This is a genomic window from Rhodoplanes sp. Z2-YC6860, from assembly GCF_001579845.1.
GTDB lineage: Bacteria > Pseudomonadota > Alphaproteobacteria > Rhizobiales > Xanthobacteraceae > Z2-YC6860.
In genome coordinates this window covers 1,315,731-1,333,414 of record NZ_CP007440.1, presented here as the reverse complement: position 1 = coordinate 1,333,414, position 17,684 = coordinate 1,315,731, and the positions used below count along the sequence as shown (strand labels likewise).

Genomic DNA, 17,684 nt, shown 5'->3' with positions numbered 1-17,684 from the left:
TCCTCTGACGCGGCGTATTGCGCTCAGCGCTCGCGCACGCCCATCCGCACGAGCCGCGGCAGCACTTCGTCGCGGAAGAACGGCAATTCGTCGAGATAATTGATCATGGAAAATGCGATGCCGCGTATGCCGCCGTGGCTCACCATCGCAAGCTGATTGGCGACGTGGTCCGGCGAGCCGACAAACGGATAACCGCCAATGGCGTGGAACGCGAAATATTCGCGCTTCTTCTTGTACTCCTCCTCGCCGAGCTTCTCCGGCGTGATGTCCTTGATGCGCAGCATGCCGTCGACGGTGCCCCAGTCCGCCTGCTCGACGATGGCGTAGTGATAGTAGTCCTCGGCCTCCTTCTGGGTCGGGCGGCACACCACTTGGCCTACCGTGAACACTTCGATCTCGCGGCCGAGCGTAGCGCCTTCGGCCTTGATGCCCGCGACCATCTTCTTCATCACCTCGGCGCCGCCCCTGCGCGCCTCCGAGGTCGCGGTGAAATACGCGTCGCAGTTGCGCATCGCGAAGGCCTGACCCGGACCCGAGGAGCCGGCATTCATGATCAGCGGCCGCGTGCCGCCATAGGGCTTGGGCTTGGCACGGACTTTCGCGAGCTTGATCTGCGCGCCTTTGAAGTCGAAGTCCTCTTCCGGGCCCCAGCACTTCTTGATCGCGTCGATCCAGTCCTGGGCATAACCGTAGCGTGCGTCGTGCTCGCGCTGTTCGACGCCGAACATCTCGAACTCGCCTTCGTTCCAGCCTGCGACGATGTTGAGGCCGAAACGGCCTTCGCCGACATGATCGGCGGTGACACATTGCTTGGCGGCGATGACCGGATGAAACAGCGGCGCATGAACGGTGCCGAACACTGTGATGCGCTCGGTGTGCGCAAGGAGCCCGGTCGCCCAGGTGATGGTCTCGAGCGTCTCGCCATGCATGTCGGTTTCGCCGCCATAGCCTTTCCAGCGGCCGATCGGCAGCATGAAGTCGATGCCGGCAGCATCCGCCATCTGGGCGAGCGCAAGGCAGTCCTCCCAGCTTGCCGACCAGCGCTCGGGCACCCGGGTTGGCGATCGGCCCGACGAGCAGTTCGCGCCGAACAGCCCGAGTTTGAGCGTGTTGGCGTTGTACATGTCGAGGCGGGCACGCTGCGAAGACGCGGGACGATCGAGCAAGACTTCCTCCAGGCTTTTTGTTGGAGAGAGATTAGCAGGCCGGAAAAATCTCTCCACCGCCATTTCTGCAATGGCAGCCGCGCACTCCAATCTCTCACGGCCTCATGCTGAGGAGCATTGCGAAGCAATGCGTCTCGAAGCACGAGGCCGCCACCGGCGGGGCCGTCCTCGTCCTTCGAGACGCGGTCCTTCGGACCGCTCCTCAGGATGAGGACGGCTTGAGACCGCCTAAGTATTCGGCCTTGCGAACGCTGCCTCCATCTCGCGACGGATGCGCACGGCCGTGTCGTTCGGATTGCAATCCACATCCGACCATTTCAGGCACTCGCCTTCGCGCACGTCGCGCTTGAGCCGGACATTTTGCGCAAGCCCGAGCGGCAGCAGGCCCCGTGCGAGCGACAGTTCGGCCGGCGTCTGCTTGCCCCAGACGCAGAAGCCGCCCTCGCCGTCGAGCACTTCGCCGGCCTTCAGATCGCGCTTGGCGGTGGCGGCGACGTCAGACCGGAACCCTGTAGGCGCCCCGGTCGGCTCGCGGCGCAGCACAGCGCTTGCCACCGAGACGCCGAGTTCGAGCCCGATCATATGGATCGGACGGTACAGCGCGGCATAGCGGCCGCTCCGATCCGGCAGCATGGCGTATTCGGCAAAGCAGCGCCGCGCGTAATCGGTCTCGCCTTCGATCACCACATAAGTGCCGAGCGCGAGATGATGCGGAACGTCGCGGCCGTCGCGATAGACCGAGGACGTGACCTCGGTGACACCTTCCTTTTCCAGCGTGCCGCCGGCGCTTTTCGGCTTGCAGACCTCCGCGAGCTCGAAGCGCGTCGCCGGCGGAAAGCCCAAGCCTTCCGTTTGCGGCACCAGCCCCGTGGCGTTGCACACGGCGGTCATCTCGATGCCGGACTTGGTGCCGTCGACGAACGAATTAAACATCTTCGGATTGATCGACTTGCGATCGGTGATGTTCAGGTATTTGTCGAGGATGTCCCAGACGTTGTCCGGGTTGGAGCGGTGGTAGTGCGGCTCGTAGCGCGTGCCCTTGCCGGCTGCGACCACCTTGAAGCCCGCGGCGCGCGCCCAGTCGACGTGTTCGCAGATCAGCGCCGGCTGATCGCCCCAGGCGAGGCTGTAGACGACGCCCGCGGCCTTGGCCCTGCGTGCAAGCAGCGGACCTGCAAGCGCGTCGGCCTCGACGTTGACCATGACGATGTGCTTGCCATGCTCGATGGTCTTGAGGGCATGGACGATGCCGGCCTCGGGAATGCCGGTGGCTTCGACGACGACTTCGATCGCCGGATGTTTGATCAGCGCTTCCGCATCGGCGGTGACATATGTGCCACGGCTTTTGATCGCGTCATCGAGCGACGCGGCGGCGAATTGAGCCGCCGGCCAGCCCGCAGCGGCGAGCTGGCTCCGCGCTCGGTCGACGTTGAGGTCGGCGACGCCGACCACGTGCAGCCCGCGCGTCAGCCGCGCTTGCGCGAGGAACATGGTGCCGAACTTGCCCGCCCCGATCAGGCCGACTGTGACGGGGCGGCCGGCGGCTTCACGTTCGAGCAGCAGGCGATGCAGGTTCATGCACGATTTATGGCATGAAGATGCAACACGTGTCCCGGGCGCGGTGCAGCACGAAGTGATGCACCGCAGACCCGGGACCCCGGTTGGCTGCAATTGAAAAGAAAGAAAGCGGGGTCCCGGGTCTACAGCGCATCATTCCGCCATAGCGCGTCGAAGACGCGCGGAAACGCGCTGATGGCTGCATGCTGCGCTGTGCCCGGGACACGTGTCGAGAGAGCCTGCTCCACAACAACGTCACGCCACGCCGTCCCTTGCCATCTGCACCAGCGAATATCGCGCGTCGGCTGCCAGCACCTGCGCCTCCGGCGCACCGATCTCCTTGCGCACGATGTTGGTGCCGAGCACCAGGGACACGATCTTGTAGGCGGCATGCCGCCGGCTCATGCCTTCGCGGCCCATGCCGCAGTCGGTGGAAACGACCAGCCGCTCCGCCGGGATATGCTTCATCGCCGCCCGGATCTGATCGGCGACTTGCGACGGCTGCTCGACCTGCAAGGTGTGATGATCGATCACCCCGATTGCGATCTTCTTATCGGTGATGGACTTGCCGATCGCCTCAAGGTCTATGCCGCCCGAGCTCGACGACTCGAACGTCACCACATCGGCATCGACCTGATTGTACAGCTCGAGCGACGCCTTGTAGCTCTGCACCTGCGCGAACATGCGCTGCTGGGACGGATTGCCCCAGCACGAATGGGCCCAGACCTCGGTCTTCGCGCGAAGCCCCTTCACGGTGCGGTTGAATATCTCCAGCATCAGCTTGGGATTGATCACCGGATCGGTGACGCCACGTGCCGCGAGCAGATGGATCTGCGGTTCTTCGATCTGGATCACCGGACAACCGGCGTCGGCCAGCTCGTGGTACTCTTCGTTGAACGCTTCGGCGATCGCAAAGATGCGATCGACGGGGTTCTTGTAGTGCTTGTCCTGCACCGCGAAGCCGACGAGCTCCGCCGTCACGGCGCCGAATTTCACCGGCTTCTTGGTGAAGCGCTGCGCGGCTTTCCACATCTCGGTGTATTGCAGATCGCCGCGACCGATCGGCCCGATCACGGTCGGCATCACCCGAGACTCCATATAGTCGTGCAGGATGTGGCCGCGTGGAAAGGCGACGCCGCCGCGGCCGACCGGCGTCGGGCGCGGATTGTCGTGCTCGAAGCCGGCCATGTGCATCGGCGGATAGGCGGCCCAGCTCTGGCCGCCGACGTCGTCATCGAAGCGGCAATCGCCGTCAGTCAGGATGTCGAGGCCGGCGATCTCCTGATCGCGGATGTAGCAGGTGAGCGCATCCTCGTACTGCTCACGGAACCTCCGCGTCACCATGGCCTCAAGGAAATGCCGCGTGCCGAGGTTCTCGGTGTACCAACTCGGCCGCGGCAGCGAGCCGGTGATGGTGGTGGGTAAGATGACATCCTTGGTGGCGCGAAACATCGGCGGTCCTCCCTGCGGTTTTGATCGTTGCGCGCAAGGTTATTGGACAGGCGCGACGAAATGAACCACGAAGCGGCTCAAGTTGCGCGATGGGCTGTTGCCCAAACCACCGCACTCGTGTCCCGGGCGCGGTGCAGCATGAAGCGCGTGAGCGCGGAATGATGCACCGCAGACCCGGGACCCCGGTTGGCCAGCGACAGAAAAGAAAAATCGGGGTCCCGGGTCTACAGCGCATCATTCGCTTCGCTCATGCTGCGCTGTGCCCGGGACACGTGGGGAGAGAGTTTGCGATGCGACACAGAGTGGCTTGTCGGGCTTTACGGGATGGCCCTATCCTCCCCCATGGCCGATATCGCAGTCGACACCCGACCCCGCGCCCGATCCAACGAAAATGCCCGCTGGCGGGTGTTCGCGCGCAATGTGTTTCCGTTCGTCGTGGTGCTGGGGCTCTGGGAGATCGTTGCGCGGGCCGGCGTGTTTCCGCCCAAACTGTTTCCCTCGCTGGTCACCATCGCCGAGACCTTCGTCCGGCTGACCGCCAACGGCATTCTGCCGCACCACACCTTCGACACCATCCTGCGGCTGCTCGCCGGCTTTGCGCTCGCCGCCATTGCCGGCGTGGTGCTGGGCATCCTGATGGGCCGGTCGCGGCGGATCGAGGACATCGCGCTGCCGCTGGTCAGCATCGGCGCGCCGATCCCAGGTCTCGCCTACGCGCCACTGTTCCTGCTCTGGTTTGGGCTCGGCAACACCTCGGCGGTGCTGCTGGTCGCCTTCGTGTCGGCCTTCCCGATCATCTTCAACACCTGGACCGGTGTGAAAGCCGTCAAGGAAATCTGGGTGCGCTCGGCGCTGGCGATGGGCGCGGACGACCGGCGGCTGTTCGTCAAGGTGATCGTGCCGGGAGCGCTGCCCTATATCCTCACCGGCCTGCGGCTCGGCCTGGCGCAGGCCTGGCGCATCCTGGTCGGCATCGAGATGCTCGCCGCAGTGCCGTGGGGGCTCGGCTGGATGATCTTCGGCGCCCGCGAATTCTTGAACACCGACGTGATGCTCGCTGGCGTGGTCGTCATTGCGGTGCTGGGCCTCGCGCTCGAAAAGCTCGTGTTCCAGAAGATCGAGGAATACACCGTGATGCGCTGGGGGATGGTGCGATGACGATGGTCGCGACAACCACCACCCTGTCCGATCGCCACCGCTCCACACTGCGGGCCACGATCACCATCGTCGTGGCGCTCGCACTCTACGAGGCGGTCGCGCGCACCGGCTATTTCCCTCCTGCGCTCATGCCGACGCTGCCGAAGGTCTGGCAGGCGCTATGGGGCTCGCTGATGGACGGCACCATGCTCTGGCACGCGGCCAGCACGCTCTATCGCGTGCTGTGCGGACTTTCGATCGCGGTCGCCATCGGCATTCCGCTCGGCATCCTGATGGGCCGTTTCAAACCGGTCGAGAACTTCTTCATGCCGCTGGTCGGCGCACTGATGCCGATCCCCTCGCTCGCCTGGGTGCCGATCTTCATCCTGTGGTTCGGGCTCGGCAACACGGTGGCGGTCCTGATCGTGTTTTACGCGGCGCTGTTTCCGATGCTGCTCAACACCTGGTCGGGCGTGCGCGCCGTCAATCCGCTGTGGCTGCGCGCCGCCGGCGCCATGGGCGCGAGCGAGAACGCGCTGTTCTGGAAGGTGATGGTGCCGGCGGCCTCGCCCTACATCATCACCGGAGTCCGTCAGTCGTTCCTGCGCGCCTGGATCGCGGTGATCGGGGCCGAGTTTCTCGCGGCCTCCGACTGGGGGCTCGGCTGGGTGATCTTCGACGCCAAGGAGTTCCTCAACGCGGATCTGATGCTGGCCTCGCTCATCGTGATCGGCGGCATCGGTTTCGCCTTCGAGCGGCTGGTGTTCGGTTCGATCGAGAAGGCCACCGTGCAGCGCTGGGGCATGGTGCGGATGGCCAAAGGTTAACGGCCCGACACGCGCCACATCTAAGATTCGCCAAAACATCATCGCGAAACGGTCGCGGCGAGTCATCAAGCCGTCGCAGAAGAGTCGAGTCCCTGTCAAACACCATCGGCATTGTCCGCCGCGAATCAACGGCGGAGGATCGATGGTCGCCATCTCGCGCACGCGGCTCACGCGCCGCCGGTTCCTGGTGAGGGCCGCGTCAGTGACAGCGTTCGCAAGTGTCGGCTCCATCGCCAAGCCTTATGTCAGCCGCGCGGCCGACCGGCCGCAGATCACGCATGGCATTCAATCGGGCGACGTCTCGGCGGACTCCGCGATGGTCTGGGCGCGTGCCGACCGGCCGTCGCGCATGCTGGTCGAGGTCGCGACCACCGACAGCTTCAAGAACATCCGTGGCGCAGCCGCCATCGATGCGTTGCCGGAGAGTGATTTCACGGCGAAAGCGTTGCTTGAGAGTCTCCCGGCGGGTCAGGACATCTTCTATCGCGTGCGATTTGAGGACTTGGCCGCGCCGACCATTTCGAGCGAAGCGGTGGTGGGCCGCTTCCGCACGGCGCCCGCGGACCGGCGCTCGGTGTCGTTCGTCTGGTCCGGCGATGTGGTCGGCCAGGGCTGGGGCATCGACGAATCGCGCGGCGGCATCCGCACGTTCAACACGATGCTCGGCGACCGGCCGGACTTCTTCATCCATTCCGGCGACAGCATCTATGCCGATTGCCCGATCGAGCGCGAACAGAAGCTGCCGAACGGAGAGGTGTGGCGCAACCTCGTGACTGAAGAAAAGTCACGCAATGCGACGTCAGTCGCCGACTTCCGCGGCAACTACAAATACAATCTGCTCGATGCGAATCTGCGCCGCTTCAATTCCGAAGTGCCGATGTTCGCGCAGTGGGACGATCACGAGGTCACCAACGACTGGTGGCCGGGGCAGAATCGTGGCGACTACGGCAACACCAACGCATCGCTGCTCGCGGCCCACGGCCGCCGCGCCTTCTGCGAATACATGCCGGTGCGGCAGACCCAGGCCGAGACCGGCCGCATCTACCGCAATATCTCCTACGGCCCGTTGCTGGACGTCTTCCTGCTCGACATGCGGAGCTACCGCGGGCCGAACGGCAATCGCGATACTGAACTCGGGCCGGACAGCGCGATCCTCGGCGCCGTGCAGCTCGAATGGCTGAAGCGCGAGCTCACGCACTCGAACGCGACCTGGAAGGTGATCGCGGCCGACCTTCCGCTTTCCATCGTCAGCTACGACGCCGTGGCGCTCGGTAACGGCGCGCCCGTCGGACGCGAGCTCGAAATCGCCGACCTGCTCGCCTTCATCAAGCACGCGGGCGTGCACAACACGGTGTGGATCACCGCCGACATGCACTACACGGCGGCGCACTATTACGATCCGAACCGCGCTCAGTTCCAGGATTTCGAGCCGTTCTGGGAGTTCATCTCCGGCCCACTGCATGCCGGCACGTGGGCCCCGGGCGAGCTCGACAACACATTCGGCCCGCAGGTTCGCTATCAGAACGGTTGCAGCGCCGAGCAGGGCGAGAATCTCGCGCCATGCTTCGGCTTGCAGTTCTACGGCCACGTTGCGATCGACAGCGCCAGCGAGGTCATGACTGTGACGTTGAAGGACGTCGGCGGCAACGCCCTGTGGGCAACGCGAATCGAGCCGAAGCTGCTGCGTTGGACCACCGGCCCGATGGTGCAGCGAATTTAGGCCGGCTGGCCTTTGTGACTGTTACATGACTGTCACGGTGGCAGCCTAAGTGACCTGAATCCGCCACTGAGAGCCAATCCATGCGCCTCGTTCTTGCGACTGCCACGCTCCTTCTGGGCGCAGCCACAGCCCATAGCCAGACCATCTACCCGATCGACCGCGCCGAGATCCTGAACGGCGCGAAATTCGACTTCAAGGTCGAATTCCCTGGAAAGCTCAAGCCCGACCAGGTCAGGATCACCGTCAACGGCACGGACTACGCCGCGGCCCTCGGCCGCACCGCGACGTTCATCGAGCGCGAGGACAACAAGGAGCAGTCGTCCATCGTGCTGCGCGACGTAACACTGAACAAGCCCGGCAGCTATCGGGTGCAGGCCTCCGACGGCAGCAACAGCCGCGAGGTGACATGGACGGTTTATGACACCGGGCCACGCATCGCCAAGAACGTCATCTTGTTCATAGGCGACGGCATGTCGCCCGCGCATCGCGTTGCCGCACGGCATCTGTCCAAAGGCATCTCCGAGGGCAAAGCGCTGGGCAAGCTCGCGATCGACGACATGCCGCACACGGCGCTGGTCGCGACCGCCGGCAGCGATTCCATCATCACCGACTCGGCGAATTCGGCGAGCGCCTATGCGACCGGCCACAAGTCGGCGGTCAACGCCATGGGCGGCTATGCGGACCGCAGCGCAAGCGCGTTCGACGATCCGCGGGTCGAGAGCATCGCCAGTGTCGCCAAGCGGCGGGCCGGCATGGCGGTCGGCGTCGTCACCAACACCGAGATCGAAGATGCGACGCCCGCGGCGATGCTCGCGCATACGCGGCGGCGCTCGACCTATGACGAGATCGTCGAACAGTTGTTTGCCGCAAAGCCCGACGTGCTGATGGGCGGCGGCGCGGCGCATTTCCTGCCGAAGGGCGAGAGCGGCGGCCGGCGCGCGGACAGCAGCGATTATGTCGCGAAATTCCGCGACGCGGGCTACACGGTCGCGACCACGGCCGCGGAAATGAATGAAGCCGCCAAGCGCTCGGATAAGCTGCTCGGGCTGTTCAATCCCGGCAACATGGATGGCGCGCTCGACCGCAGGTATCTCAAGGGAGGTACGGTGAAGAAATTTCCAGAACAGCCGGACCTCACCGAACAGGTCTCGGCCGCGCTCGAAGTGCTGTCACGCAATCCGCAGGGCTTCTTCCTGATGGTGGAGTCCGGGCTGATCGACAAATACACCCACACGCTCGACATGGAGCGCGCGGTCTACGACACCATCATGCTCGACAATGCCGTCAAGCTCGCCCGCGATTGGGCCAAAGCGCGCGGCGAGGACACGCTGATCCTGGTGGTGGCCGACCACAATCATCCGATCAGCCTCATCGGCACCATCGACGACGACATGACGGCCACGCCCAAGGCGCCGCTCCGCGAGCGCATCGGCGTCTACGACAAAGCGGGCTTCCCGAACTACCCGGTGCCGGACAAGGACGGCTACCCGCCGCGCGTCGATGTGAGCCGCAGGCTTGCGATCTTCTCGGCGAGTTCGCCGGACTACTACGAGACGTTCCGGCCGAAGCTCGACGATCCGAACGATCCAACCGTGACGGGCAGCGCCAGGGGCACGTACGAGCCGAACGAACGCTATCGCAACGCGCCCGGTGCGATGTTGCGGCTCGGCAACCTGCCACGATACCTGAACTCCAGCGTGCACTCCGGCGAGGATGTGATCCTGACCGCGACGGGCCCCGGCAGCGAACGCGTGCGTGGCCAGATCGACAACACCGAAGTGTTCCGGATCATGGCCGAGGCGTTGGGATTGGGACAAAGCGAGTAGGATGCTCGGATCGTGGCTCGCTTGATGGCGCAGCACGTGTCCCGGATGCGGTGCAGCGTGGAGCGAAGCGGAACGGTGCACCGCTGATCCGGGACCCCGGTTGCTGTCCACGAAAAGAAAGAAACTGGGGTCCCGGGTCTGCAGCGCATCACTCCGCTTCGCTACGTGCTGCGCTGCGCCCGGGACACGAGTGGAGAGAGCCGCGCTTCAATTCCACAACTGCTTCGACGCGAGCCTTGCGCCTTCGGCCAGCGACGCGAGCTTCATCCAGACGATCTTGGTGTCCACCTGCACGCGACCCGCAAACGTGCCGAAGCCGCAGTCGACACCGGCGATGACGTTCTCGCGGCCTACCGCGCCCGCGTATTGCACGATCCGGTCGGCAACCAGCTCCGGATGCTCGACGAAGTTCGACGTGGAATCGATCACGCCCGGGATGATCGCCTTGCCGTCCGGCAGCTTGACGTCCTTCCACACCTTCCACTCGTGGCCGTGGCGCGGATTGGCTCCGGGGAACGACACCGCCGTGGGCTTCGCCTTCAACACGATATCGACAATGTCCTTGATCGGAATGTCGCCGTGGTGCGGACCGAGCGTCGAACCCCAGCACACATGCATGCGCATGCGGTCGGCCGGCAAATCCTTCACGGCGTGATTGAGCGCCTCGACGTTCATCGCGATGATCTTGCGATAGTCGGGAACGCTGATGCCGGGGTAAAGCGCGTAAGACATCGCCAGATCGGGGCAGTCGGCCTGCAGGATGAAGCCCGCGTCGATGATCGCCTTGTATTCCCGCTTCATCACATCGGCCAGCGCGAACAGGTATTCCTCGTCGGTCTTGTAGTGATGGTTCTTCAGATACCGCGCAATCTGGCCCGGCGACGGCGAGGTCATGAAGTATTCCTCGACACCCGCTTTCACCATGCCGGCCTTGGCGCGGGCGATGTCGGCTTCAGCCGCGGCGAAATCCTTCCAGGCGACAGGCCCCGAGCAGGCCGGCCGATGCTGGAACGGCGAGGCGAACTGCTTGAGCAATTCGGCGAGTTCGGGAAACTCCGGCTCGCCATGACCGAGCGGCGGCGTGGATGTTCCCTCGAACCCCGTGAGACGGTCGACCACATGCACCGTGTAGTCGGTGCGGCCCTGCTCGCCGTCATTGACGATATCGATACCAGCCGAGCGCTGCTTGTCGATCACGTCGGACACCGCCTCGCGTACGGCGAGATTGAACGCCGAGCGATCGGCATCACCCTTCTTCTCCGCCAGAAGCTGCTCGACCACCTTGGCCGGGCGCGGCAGGCTGCCGGTGTGAGTGGTGATGATCCGTTTCGTGCTGTGCAGCATCGCAACTCCCTTGAACATTCTTGATGGGCACGTTCGCCTTCGCGCCTTTTGTCGGAACGTTTAGTATCACAATCTGCAACGTCCCAACGCGTGGGCAGAAGCGAATTTCTGCCCACTCTCAATGCGGAACGATCATGCCTGTTCTATCGCAAACGGCCGGCCCGGTGCTGTGGAGTGTCGACGCACGCGGCGTCGCGACCGTCACGCTCAACCGGCCCGAGGTCAACAATGCCTACAACGGCGAGCTCATTGCCGGACTGTTGGCCGCACTCGATGCGCTCGGTCACGCCACGGGCCTGCGCGCCGTGGTGATCAAAGGCAACGGCAAGCACTTCCAGGCCGGTGCCGACCTGAAATGGATCGACATGGTGCGGACCTCATCGCCCGCGGACAACATTCGCGCTTCACGCGCCACGGCGGAGGCCGTGCAGCGGCTCAATCTCGCGCCAGTGCCGACGATTGCGCTGGTCCAGGGCGGCTGTTTCGGCGGCGGCACCGGACTGATCGCGGCCTGCGACGCGGTGATCGCAGCCGACAACGCGACCTTCTCGATCGCCGAGGTGCGCTGGGGGCTCACTGCCGCGATCATCGTACCGCAGCTCAACGATGCCATCGGCGTGCGGCAGATGCGGCGCTACGCGCTGACGGGCGAGCGCTTCAACGCCGAGGAGGCGCGGCGCATCGGCCTGGTGCACGAGGTCGTACCGCTGACAGAGCTGGATGCGGTCGGCGCGCGGATCGTCGGCCACGTGCTGGAAAACGGCCCCGACGCCATCGCGCAGACCAAGGCGCTGGTGCTGGAGCAGGCGTTCGGCGACCTGAGCAACGAGGCGTTCGCGAAATTGATCGAGAGCCACGCGGCGAAGCGGCAATCGCCTGAGGCGGCCGAAGGGCTCGCGTCGTTCAAGGAGAAGCGCGCCGCAAGGTGGACGCCGGGGAAAGGTTAGGCTCTCTCCACGAGTCATTCCGGGGCATGCGCGCAACGCGTGAGCCCGGAATCGATACTCCGCAGCCGTGGTCATGGATTCCGGGTTCGCGCCTTCGGCGCGCCCCGGAATGACAGCGGAGCTAATCCACCACGATGTTGTTTTTGGCGATCACCTCGCCCCAGCGGCGGGCTTCGTCCTTGATGAACGCCGCGGTCTCGGCTGCGGTGCCGCCCACCGGCTCGACGCCGGTGTTGCGGATTTTCTCGATCACGTCCGGCATCTTCAGCACTTCGTTGAAGTCGGCTGCGATGCGATCGCGCAGCGCCGGCGCCATCTTCGGCGGTCCCGCAACCGCGAACCAGCCGGTCGAGATCAGGTCCGGCATGCCGGCTTCGGCCGTGGTCGGCACTGTTGGCATCTGCGCCGAACGCTGCTTGTCGAGCACCGCCAGCACCTTGACCTTGCCGTCGCGCCACAGCGCCAGCGCCGCCGAGACATTACCGAAGAACAGATCGACATGGCCGCCGAGCATGTCCTGCAGCACCAGGGTCTCGCCGCGATAGGGCACGTGCACCATCTGCGTGCCGGTCATGTTCATGAACATGTTGGCGGTCAGATGCGGCGTCGCGCCGTTGCCCTGGCTGCCGTAGACGATCTTGCCGGGGGTGGCTCGGATGTATTCGACGAGCTCGCGCAGCGAGTTCACCGGCAGGTCTTTGCGCACGATGGTGACGTTCGGCACGCTGCCGATCACCGTGATCGGCACGAAGTCCTCGGGCTTGTAGGTCAGCTTCTTGTAGAGACTGCCGTTGATAGCGAGCGGGCCCGGCGCGGTAACGAACAGCGTATGCCCGTCGGGCTCGGCCTGGGACGCGAGGTCAGCGCCGATGTTGCCGCCCGCGCCGGTCTTCTGCTCGATGATGATCGGCTGGCCCCATTTGTGCTGAAGCTTGTCGGCGACGATGCGCGCCAGCACATCGTTGATGCCGCCGGCCGGGAACGGCACGATGAACTTGATCGTCGTGCTGGGGAACGTACTTTCAGCGGCGGCGGGTCTCGTCAGCGCAAGACTCGACAATGCCGTGATCGCCAGCGCGATCGATAGAAGTGCAATGCGCCGGTGCATGTGATCCCCCTCCCCGCGCCGATCGAACTACTCCGGCTTCACGCCGGACTCCTTGATGATCTGCGCGTACTTGTCGCTTTCCGATTTGGTGAAGGCGGCGAACTCCTCCATCGAACTGATACGCACGTCGGCGCCGGCCTCGCGAAGCTTGGCCTGCATGTCAGGCGTACCGAGGATCTTGTTGATCTCGGCGTTCAACCGCTCGACCACCGGCTTCGGCGTACCGGCCGGCGCGAAGAAGCCCTGCCACAGCGTCAGGTCGAAATTCGGGTCCTTGATGGCTTCGGCAACTGTCGGGATTTCGGGCGCCGCGCCGGAGCGCTTCGCCGACGACACCGCGAGAAGCTTGACGGTGCCGGATTTCAGAAGCGGCGTTGCCGCCGGGAAGCCCGGGAAATACATGTCGACGTGGCCACCGATCAGGTCGTTCAGCGCCGGGCCCGCGCCCTTGTAAGGCACATGCGTGAGATTGGCCTTGGCGCGAAGCTTCAGGAACTCTCCGGCGAAATGGCCCGGCGTGCCGGTGCCGGCCGAGGCGAAGGTCAGCGGCTTCTTTTCAAGCAGCGCCTTGGCGAGATCGTTGATGTTTTCGTAGGGCGCCTTGGCAGGCACCACCAGCGCCAGCGGCACCACGGAGGCGAGCGCGACTGGAATAAGGTCCTTCTGCGCGTTGTAGCTCAAGTTCGCGAACCAATGCTGGTTGATCGAAATCTCGCCGGTCTGGCCCAACAACAGCGTATGGCCGTCGGGCGGCGACGACACCACGGCCTGCGTGCCGATGGCGCCCGTGGCGCCGGCGCGGTTCTCGACGACGACTGTCTGTCCCAACGCCTCGCCGAGCGGCTGCGCGATCAGGCGCGCGACGATGTCGCCGGTGCCGCCCGCCGCGTAGGCCACGATGATGTGGATGTTGCGGCTCGGGAAATTCTGCGCCTTCGCCGGGAGGACGGCAAACGCGAGTGCCGCAGCAATGACAAAGCGCATCAACATTTTGTTGCTTCCTCCGAGCCGGATTGTCCGCGGCAGCGTCGACGCTGTCCAGTGGCTAGAACCCATAAAGCCGCGCGGCGTTTTCCCCCATGACACGCCCGGCGGACTCCTCCGACCGCAGCGCCGCCAGGAACTCATCGACCAGCGTCTGGTAGGACAGCGCGCGATAGGGCGCTTCGCGGTCAGCGCCCTTCTGGGCGTCGTGGGGCGGCGGATGCGGCCAATCGCTGCCCCAGACGCAGCGGTCCGGCGCGGCAGCAAGCAAGGCTGCGATCCACTCGCGATCCGGCACCATGTTGAGCGGGCCGCGGTCGTGGCGATACGGTGCAGAGAGCTTCACCCAGACATGCGGCAGGCCGGCGAGATCGAGCAGCCGGCGGCCTTCGGCGCTGTCCGGCCGCTTGTCGCCGTAGAGGCCGTAGTGGTCGATGACGACGGGCACAGACGACTTCGCCAGCAGATCGGCGTGGGGCAGCAGATTCGGCAGCGGCGCGATCACCTGCACGTGCCAGCCGTGCTGGCGCGCGGCGGCCGCGTTCGCGGCAAAAGCCGCCTCCAGCGTGTCACCGCCGGGTGGCTTGATCGGGCTGTAGAGATTGATGCGAAGACCGCGCACGCCGCAGTCATGAAACATCGCGAGCGTGTCAGGGGAGGTCTTGGCCGGATCGATCACAGCGACACCGCGGCCATGGCCGTCGAACTCTTCGAGAGCATCAAGCGTCATGGCGTTATCGACGCCGTAGAAGCTCGGCTGCACGATCACGAAGCGGTCGATCCCACGTGTGGCGCCGAGCTCCTTCAGCGCGGCGACGCTTGCGACGCCTGCGAGATAAGTACGATCGGGAACCTGCGGATAGTCTTGGATGGATCCAACGATATGGACATGGCAGTCACAGCGCATGAGGAACGGCACCGGCATTGAGGACCGGGCATTCCTCTCTGTTACGCGACGCTTTGTAAACCGCTTGACGTTCGTTTCAGCATAATCTTTTCAAAAACCGCTTCGCGCTTCTCAAGATCATGCTCGGCGTTGCATCACCAGCCGGAGCCGCCGCCACCGCCTCCGCCGCCACCGGAATCGCCGCCGCCCGACGAACCGCCGCCGAAATCGCTGCTACTGCTGCTGCCGCCGAAGCTTCCCGTGCTGCTGGAAGAGCCCGGCGGCGTCGCGGCCGCAGCGATGGTGGTGGCAAGATTGTCGCTGACGCGGTCTGCGAACGAGTTGACATTGTCGGGAGTGAAGCTTTGGTTGCTGACATACCAGGACGACACTGCCGCGCCGACGCCCGCCGCGGCCAGCACGCCGGTGAAGCGATTGGCCCAGCTGTTCTCGACATTGAGCGCGATGGCATAAGGCAGGAAGCGCTCGAACAGCTCGGGCGTCTTCTTCGGCGGATTGAGGAATTCGAGGCGGTCTTCCTCGGCCACGCTGAGATACTGCCTGAAGCCGTCGATCTGATCCAAAATCTTGCGACCTTCGGTGCTCGGCGCCTTCAGCCAGCCGAAGCCCAGCGCGCCGAATGCCGCCAGAACATAAGGCACGATGGCCGGAGCCATCGCGTAGCCGAAGCCAAGGTTAGTGCCGAAGATGCCGATGCCGACGGTGACGCCTGCGAGCAGCGTCAGCAGGCCGATCACGACCTGAAGCAGGCCGCGATTGCCGGCGAGCCTGCGGCCGGAACGGATCATCGAACAGCCGAACATGATCGGGAGCAGCGGGATCAACACGCCGCCGAAGATTACGGCGCCATCATTTGGGTAGCTTTCGCCATAGGCCGCGATGATGAGGACGGTCACGAGTATGCTGCCGGCGAGCCCGGCGACGGCGGCCCAGGTGTTGTTGCTGAACAGATCGCCGTAGCTGTCCTTCAGCGATCTGTGCAGGCTGCTGCGCGCCGATGAGATCACCTCGTGCTTGGAATTGCTCAGCGGGACCGTCGCCCCCTTGGCGAACAAGCTCTTTTCAAGCGCCTTTTCGGCAGCGTCTGCCGGATGGCCGCCATCCAGACGCTGAATCGACTGGCCATTGCTGCGATCGAACAGCTTGAGGCAGCGGTTGACGCCGAGGCCGACGATCCCTGCCGAGAAGACGCGGTCGTCCATGCCCATCTCGTGGACGAAGCGCACGCCCGCAGCCGACATGCCCTCCGGCGGGCCGAACAGCGGAATGATGGTGCCGCGGCGCGGATCGCGCCCGAACAGCAGCCAGACAATCAGATAGAAGCCGATCACAAGCCCGCCGCCGACCGCGGCAAACTTCAGCGCCGGCTCGTCGTGCAGGATCGCTTCGATGCGCTGCATAGTGGTCGGCTCGGCGACCACGCCCTTCTGCCAGCCGGCCGCGACCGTCAACCCGTTCGCAACGGGCAAACGTTTGGTGGTGCGGAACACGATCAGCCCGGGCTTCTGCTCGACAATGATCGCGTCCTTGCCGGCAGCGCCCTGCGGTCCGGTGTAGATCGCGCTCTGCTGGATCGGCACGGCTTCCGGCAGCGTGATGCGCGCTTCGGCGACGTCGATCGGGAAGGTCCAGCCGGTGCCGGTCGCGTTCCAGTAAAGCTCGTCATAGCTCTTGAAAAAGCCGATCTGCCGCGTCGTGCGATACTTGATCACATAGGTGTGCGAGCCGGTGTTGAGCGAAACGCCGGCGCTGCCGATGCGCACGCGCACGCCGTTGGTCATCCGCTCGGTGGTGAACTGCTCGTACAGATCGTCACGCATCACCGACTGCACGTCGAAGCCGACCTCGACCCGCGAGCCGTCGGCGCGATGATACGTGGTCGGGAAATCGCGCAGGATGCCGCGCCGGATCTGCCTGCCCTCGGCCCAGACCTGGATGGATTCAGTGACCAGAAGGTCGCCATTGCCCTCCACGGTGACATCGCTGACGAAGCGCTCGATGCGCTCCTCGGCGAGGCTCGGCGTCAGCGCAGCAGCCAACAGACAAAATGCCAACAGAAATTGCCTGATCATGAACGCGCCTCGAATGAGACCGTGGGCAGGCCCGAGTCTTCGGTCTGGAAAAAATGCTCTTCGTGAAAACCAGTCAGACGGGCGAGCACGACATCGGGAAATGACTGAATGCCGATGTTGTAGTCGCGGACCGTGCCGTTGTAATAGCGCCGCGCAAGCTGCAGCTGATCTTCCAGCCCGGCGAGCTGATGCTGCAGCTCCAGAAAATTCGTGCTCGCCTTCAGCGCCGGATAGGCTTCGGCAACCGCGAGCATCTTGTGGATCGAGGCCTGCAGTTCGGCTTCCGCCGCGGCGCGGCCGCCGATGCTATCCGCGTTCAACGCTGAAGTGCGCTTCGCGGCGATATCGTCGAACAACGCGCGCTCGTGAGCCGCATAGCCTTTGACGGCCTCGATCAGATTGGGAACGAGGTCGCTTCTGCGGCGAAGCTGCACGTCGATGCCGCTCCAGCCTTCGCGCACCAGATTGCGGGCGCGAACCAGGCGGTTGAACACGATCACCGCGTAAAGCGCGATCACGGCCACGACGGCAATGGCAATCCACTCGGTGCGCATGGGGAAATCGTGGGCCCAAAATATCAACGGCGTCCTAAAACCTAGGACGGAACAGCGGCCATTTGTCGGTCCACCCGGCCGAA

Annotated in this window: 14 protein-coding genes; 5 read left to right on the top strand and 9 right to left on the bottom strand. The window is 64.5% G+C overall.

Annotated features, from left to right (window positions below):
• Positions 1–23: 23 nt before the first annotated feature.
• The 3 genes from RHPLAN_RS06120 to RHPLAN_RS06110 all read right to left on the bottom strand — a co-directional run bounded on the left by RHPLAN_RS06120 (position 24) and on the right by RHPLAN_RS06110 (position 4,175).
• Positions 24–1,166, bottom strand: a complete 1,143-nt coding sequence (locus RHPLAN_RS06120; RefSeq protein ID WP_198164743.1) for an LLM class flavin-dependent oxidoreductase — start codon at positions 1,164–1,166, stop codon at positions 24–26.
• Positions 1,167–1,394: 228 nt separating this feature from the next.
• The gene (locus RHPLAN_RS06115) at positions 1,395–2,744 is read right to left on the bottom strand and encodes an NAD(P)H-dependent oxidoreductase (RefSeq protein ID WP_068014800.1); all 1,350 of its coding nucleotides are present in this window, start codon (positions 2,742–2,744) and stop codon (positions 1,395–1,397) included.
• 234 nt (positions 2,745–2,978) lie between these two features.
• Positions 2,979–4,175 carry a cobalamin-independent methionine synthase II family protein gene (locus RHPLAN_RS06110; protein ID WP_068014798.1) on the bottom strand — a complete coding sequence of 399 codons (1,197 nt, stop codon included), beginning with the start codon at positions 4,173–4,175 and terminating at the stop codon, positions 2,979–2,981.
• A gap of 324 nt (positions 4,176–4,499) precedes the next feature.
• Here RHPLAN_RS06110 and RHPLAN_RS06105 point away from each other — a divergent pair, with 324 nt between their 5' ends.
• The 4 genes from RHPLAN_RS06105 to RHPLAN_RS06090 all read left to right on the top strand — a co-directional run bounded on the left by RHPLAN_RS06105 (position 4,500) and on the right by RHPLAN_RS06090 (position 9,685).
• Positions 4,500–5,333, top strand: a complete 834-nt coding sequence (locus RHPLAN_RS06105; RefSeq protein WP_198164742.1) for an ABC transporter permease — start codon at positions 4,500–4,502, stop codon at positions 5,331–5,333.
• Positions 5,330–6,139: an ABC transporter permease gene (locus RHPLAN_RS06100; protein WP_084244409.1), complete on the top strand. Its 810-nt coding sequence runs from the start codon at positions 5,330–5,332 to the stop codon at positions 6,137–6,139. The genes RHPLAN_RS06105 and RHPLAN_RS06100 overlap by 4 nt, the downstream gene beginning before the upstream one ends.
• A gap of 142 nt (positions 6,140–6,281) precedes the next feature.
• A complete protein-coding gene (locus tag RHPLAN_RS06095) occupies positions 6,282–7,859 on the top strand; it encodes an alkaline phosphatase D family protein (RefSeq protein ID WP_068014791.1) in 1,578 nt (525 codons plus the stop codon).
• A gap of 80 nt (positions 7,860–7,939) precedes the next feature.
• The gene (locus RHPLAN_RS06090) at positions 7,940–9,685 is read left to right on the top strand and encodes an alkaline phosphatase (protein WP_068014789.1); all 1,746 of its coding nucleotides are present in this window, start codon (positions 7,940–7,942) and stop codon (positions 9,683–9,685) included.
• A gap of 207 nt (positions 9,686–9,892) precedes the next feature.
• Here RHPLAN_RS06090 and RHPLAN_RS06085 read toward each other — a convergent pair whose 3' ends face one another.
• Entirely contained in the window at positions 9,893–11,029 is a 1,137-nt protein-coding gene (locus tag RHPLAN_RS06085; RefSeq protein ID WP_084246442.1) for a cobalamin-independent methionine synthase II family protein, read from the bottom strand.
• Between the two features lie 134 nt (positions 11,030–11,163).
• Here RHPLAN_RS06085 and RHPLAN_RS06080 point away from each other — a divergent pair, with 134 nt between their 5' ends.
• A complete protein-coding gene (locus tag RHPLAN_RS06080) occupies positions 11,164–11,976 on the top strand; it encodes an enoyl-CoA hydratase-related protein (RefSeq protein WP_068014786.1) in 813 nt (270 codons plus the stop codon).
• A gap of 121 nt (positions 11,977–12,097) precedes the next feature.
• On the opposite strand, the gene RHPLAN_RS06075 is transcribed toward RHPLAN_RS06080, so the two are convergent.
• The 5 genes from RHPLAN_RS06075 to RHPLAN_RS06055 form a co-directional block, all read right to left on the bottom strand.
• Entirely contained in the window at positions 12,098–13,084 is a 987-nt protein-coding gene (locus RHPLAN_RS06075) for a Bug family tripartite tricarboxylate transporter substrate binding protein (RefSeq protein WP_068014783.1), read from the bottom strand.
• A gap of 27 nt (positions 13,085–13,111) precedes the next feature.
• A complete protein-coding gene (locus RHPLAN_RS06070) occupies positions 13,112–14,074 on the bottom strand; it encodes a Bug family tripartite tricarboxylate transporter substrate binding protein (protein WP_068014780.1) in 963 nt (320 codons plus the stop codon).
• A 55-nt stretch (positions 14,075–14,129) separates the two neighbouring features.
• Positions 14,130–14,993 (bottom strand): amidohydrolase family protein, encoded by an 864-nt coding sequence (locus tag RHPLAN_RS06065; protein WP_068014778.1) that lies wholly within the window; start codon positions 14,991–14,993, stop codon positions 14,130–14,132.
• 116 nt (positions 14,994–15,109) lie between these two features.
• Positions 15,110–17,047 (bottom strand): DUF2207 domain-containing protein, encoded by a 1,938-nt coding sequence (locus tag RHPLAN_RS06060; RefSeq protein WP_068014776.1) that lies wholly within the window; start codon positions 17,045–17,047, stop codon positions 15,110–15,112.
• Entirely contained in the window at positions 17,044–17,601 is a 558-nt protein-coding gene (locus RHPLAN_RS06055; RefSeq protein WP_068014773.1) for a LemA family protein, read from the bottom strand. Before RHPLAN_RS06055 ends, RHPLAN_RS06060 begins: the two co-directional genes overlap by 4 nt.
• Between the last annotated feature and the right edge of the window lie 83 nt (positions 17,602–17,684).

Excerpts from the sequence above, each read along its gene's own strand:
- RHPLAN_RS06115 (WP_068014800.1), bottom strand. The coding sequence starts at position 2,744 with ATGAACCTGCATCGCCTGCTGCTCGAACGTGAAGCCGCCGGCCGCCCC.
- RHPLAN_RS06110 (WP_068014798.1), bottom strand. The coding sequence starts at position 4,175 with ATGTTTCGCGCCACCAAGGATGTCATCTTACCCACCACCATCACCGGC.
- RHPLAN_RS06105 (WP_198164742.1), top strand. The coding sequence starts at position 4,500 with ATGGCCCTATCCTCCCCCATGGCCGATATCGCAGTCGACACCCGACCC.
- RHPLAN_RS06100 (WP_084244409.1), top strand. The coding sequence starts at position 5,330 with ATGACGATGGTCGCGACAACCACCACCCTGTCCGATCGCCACCGCTCC.
- RHPLAN_RS06095 (WP_068014791.1), top strand. The coding sequence starts at position 6,282 with ATGGTCGCCATCTCGCGCACGCGGCTCACGCGCCGCCGGTTCCTGGTG.
- RHPLAN_RS06090 (WP_068014789.1), top strand. The coding sequence starts at position 7,940 with ATGCGCCTCGTTCTTGCGACTGCCACGCTCCTTCTGGGCGCAGCCACA.
- RHPLAN_RS06085 (WP_084246442.1), bottom strand. The coding sequence starts at position 11,029 with ATGCTGCACAGCACGAAACGGATCATCACCACTCACACCGGCAGCCTG.
- RHPLAN_RS06080 (WP_068014786.1), top strand. The coding sequence starts at position 11,164 with ATGCCTGTTCTATCGCAAACGGCCGGCCCGGTGCTGTGGAGTGTCGAC.
- RHPLAN_RS06075 (WP_068014783.1), bottom strand. The coding sequence starts at position 13,084 with ATGCACCGGCGCATTGCACTTCTATCGATCGCGCTGGCGATCACGGCA.
- RHPLAN_RS06070 (WP_068014780.1), bottom strand. The coding sequence starts at position 14,074 with ATGTTGATGCGCTTTGTCATTGCTGCGGCACTCGCGTTTGCCGTCCTC.
- RHPLAN_RS06065 (WP_068014778.1), bottom strand. The coding sequence starts at position 14,993 with ATGCCGGTGCCGTTCCTCATGCGCTGTGACTGCCATGTCCATATCGTT.
- RHPLAN_RS06060 (WP_068014776.1), bottom strand. The coding sequence starts at position 17,047 with ATGATCAGGCAATTTCTGTTGGCATTTTGTCTGTTGGCTGCTGCGCTG.
- RHPLAN_RS06055 (WP_068014773.1), bottom strand. The coding sequence starts at position 17,601 with ATGCGCACCGAGTGGATTGCCATTGCCGTCGTGGCCGTGATCGCGCTT.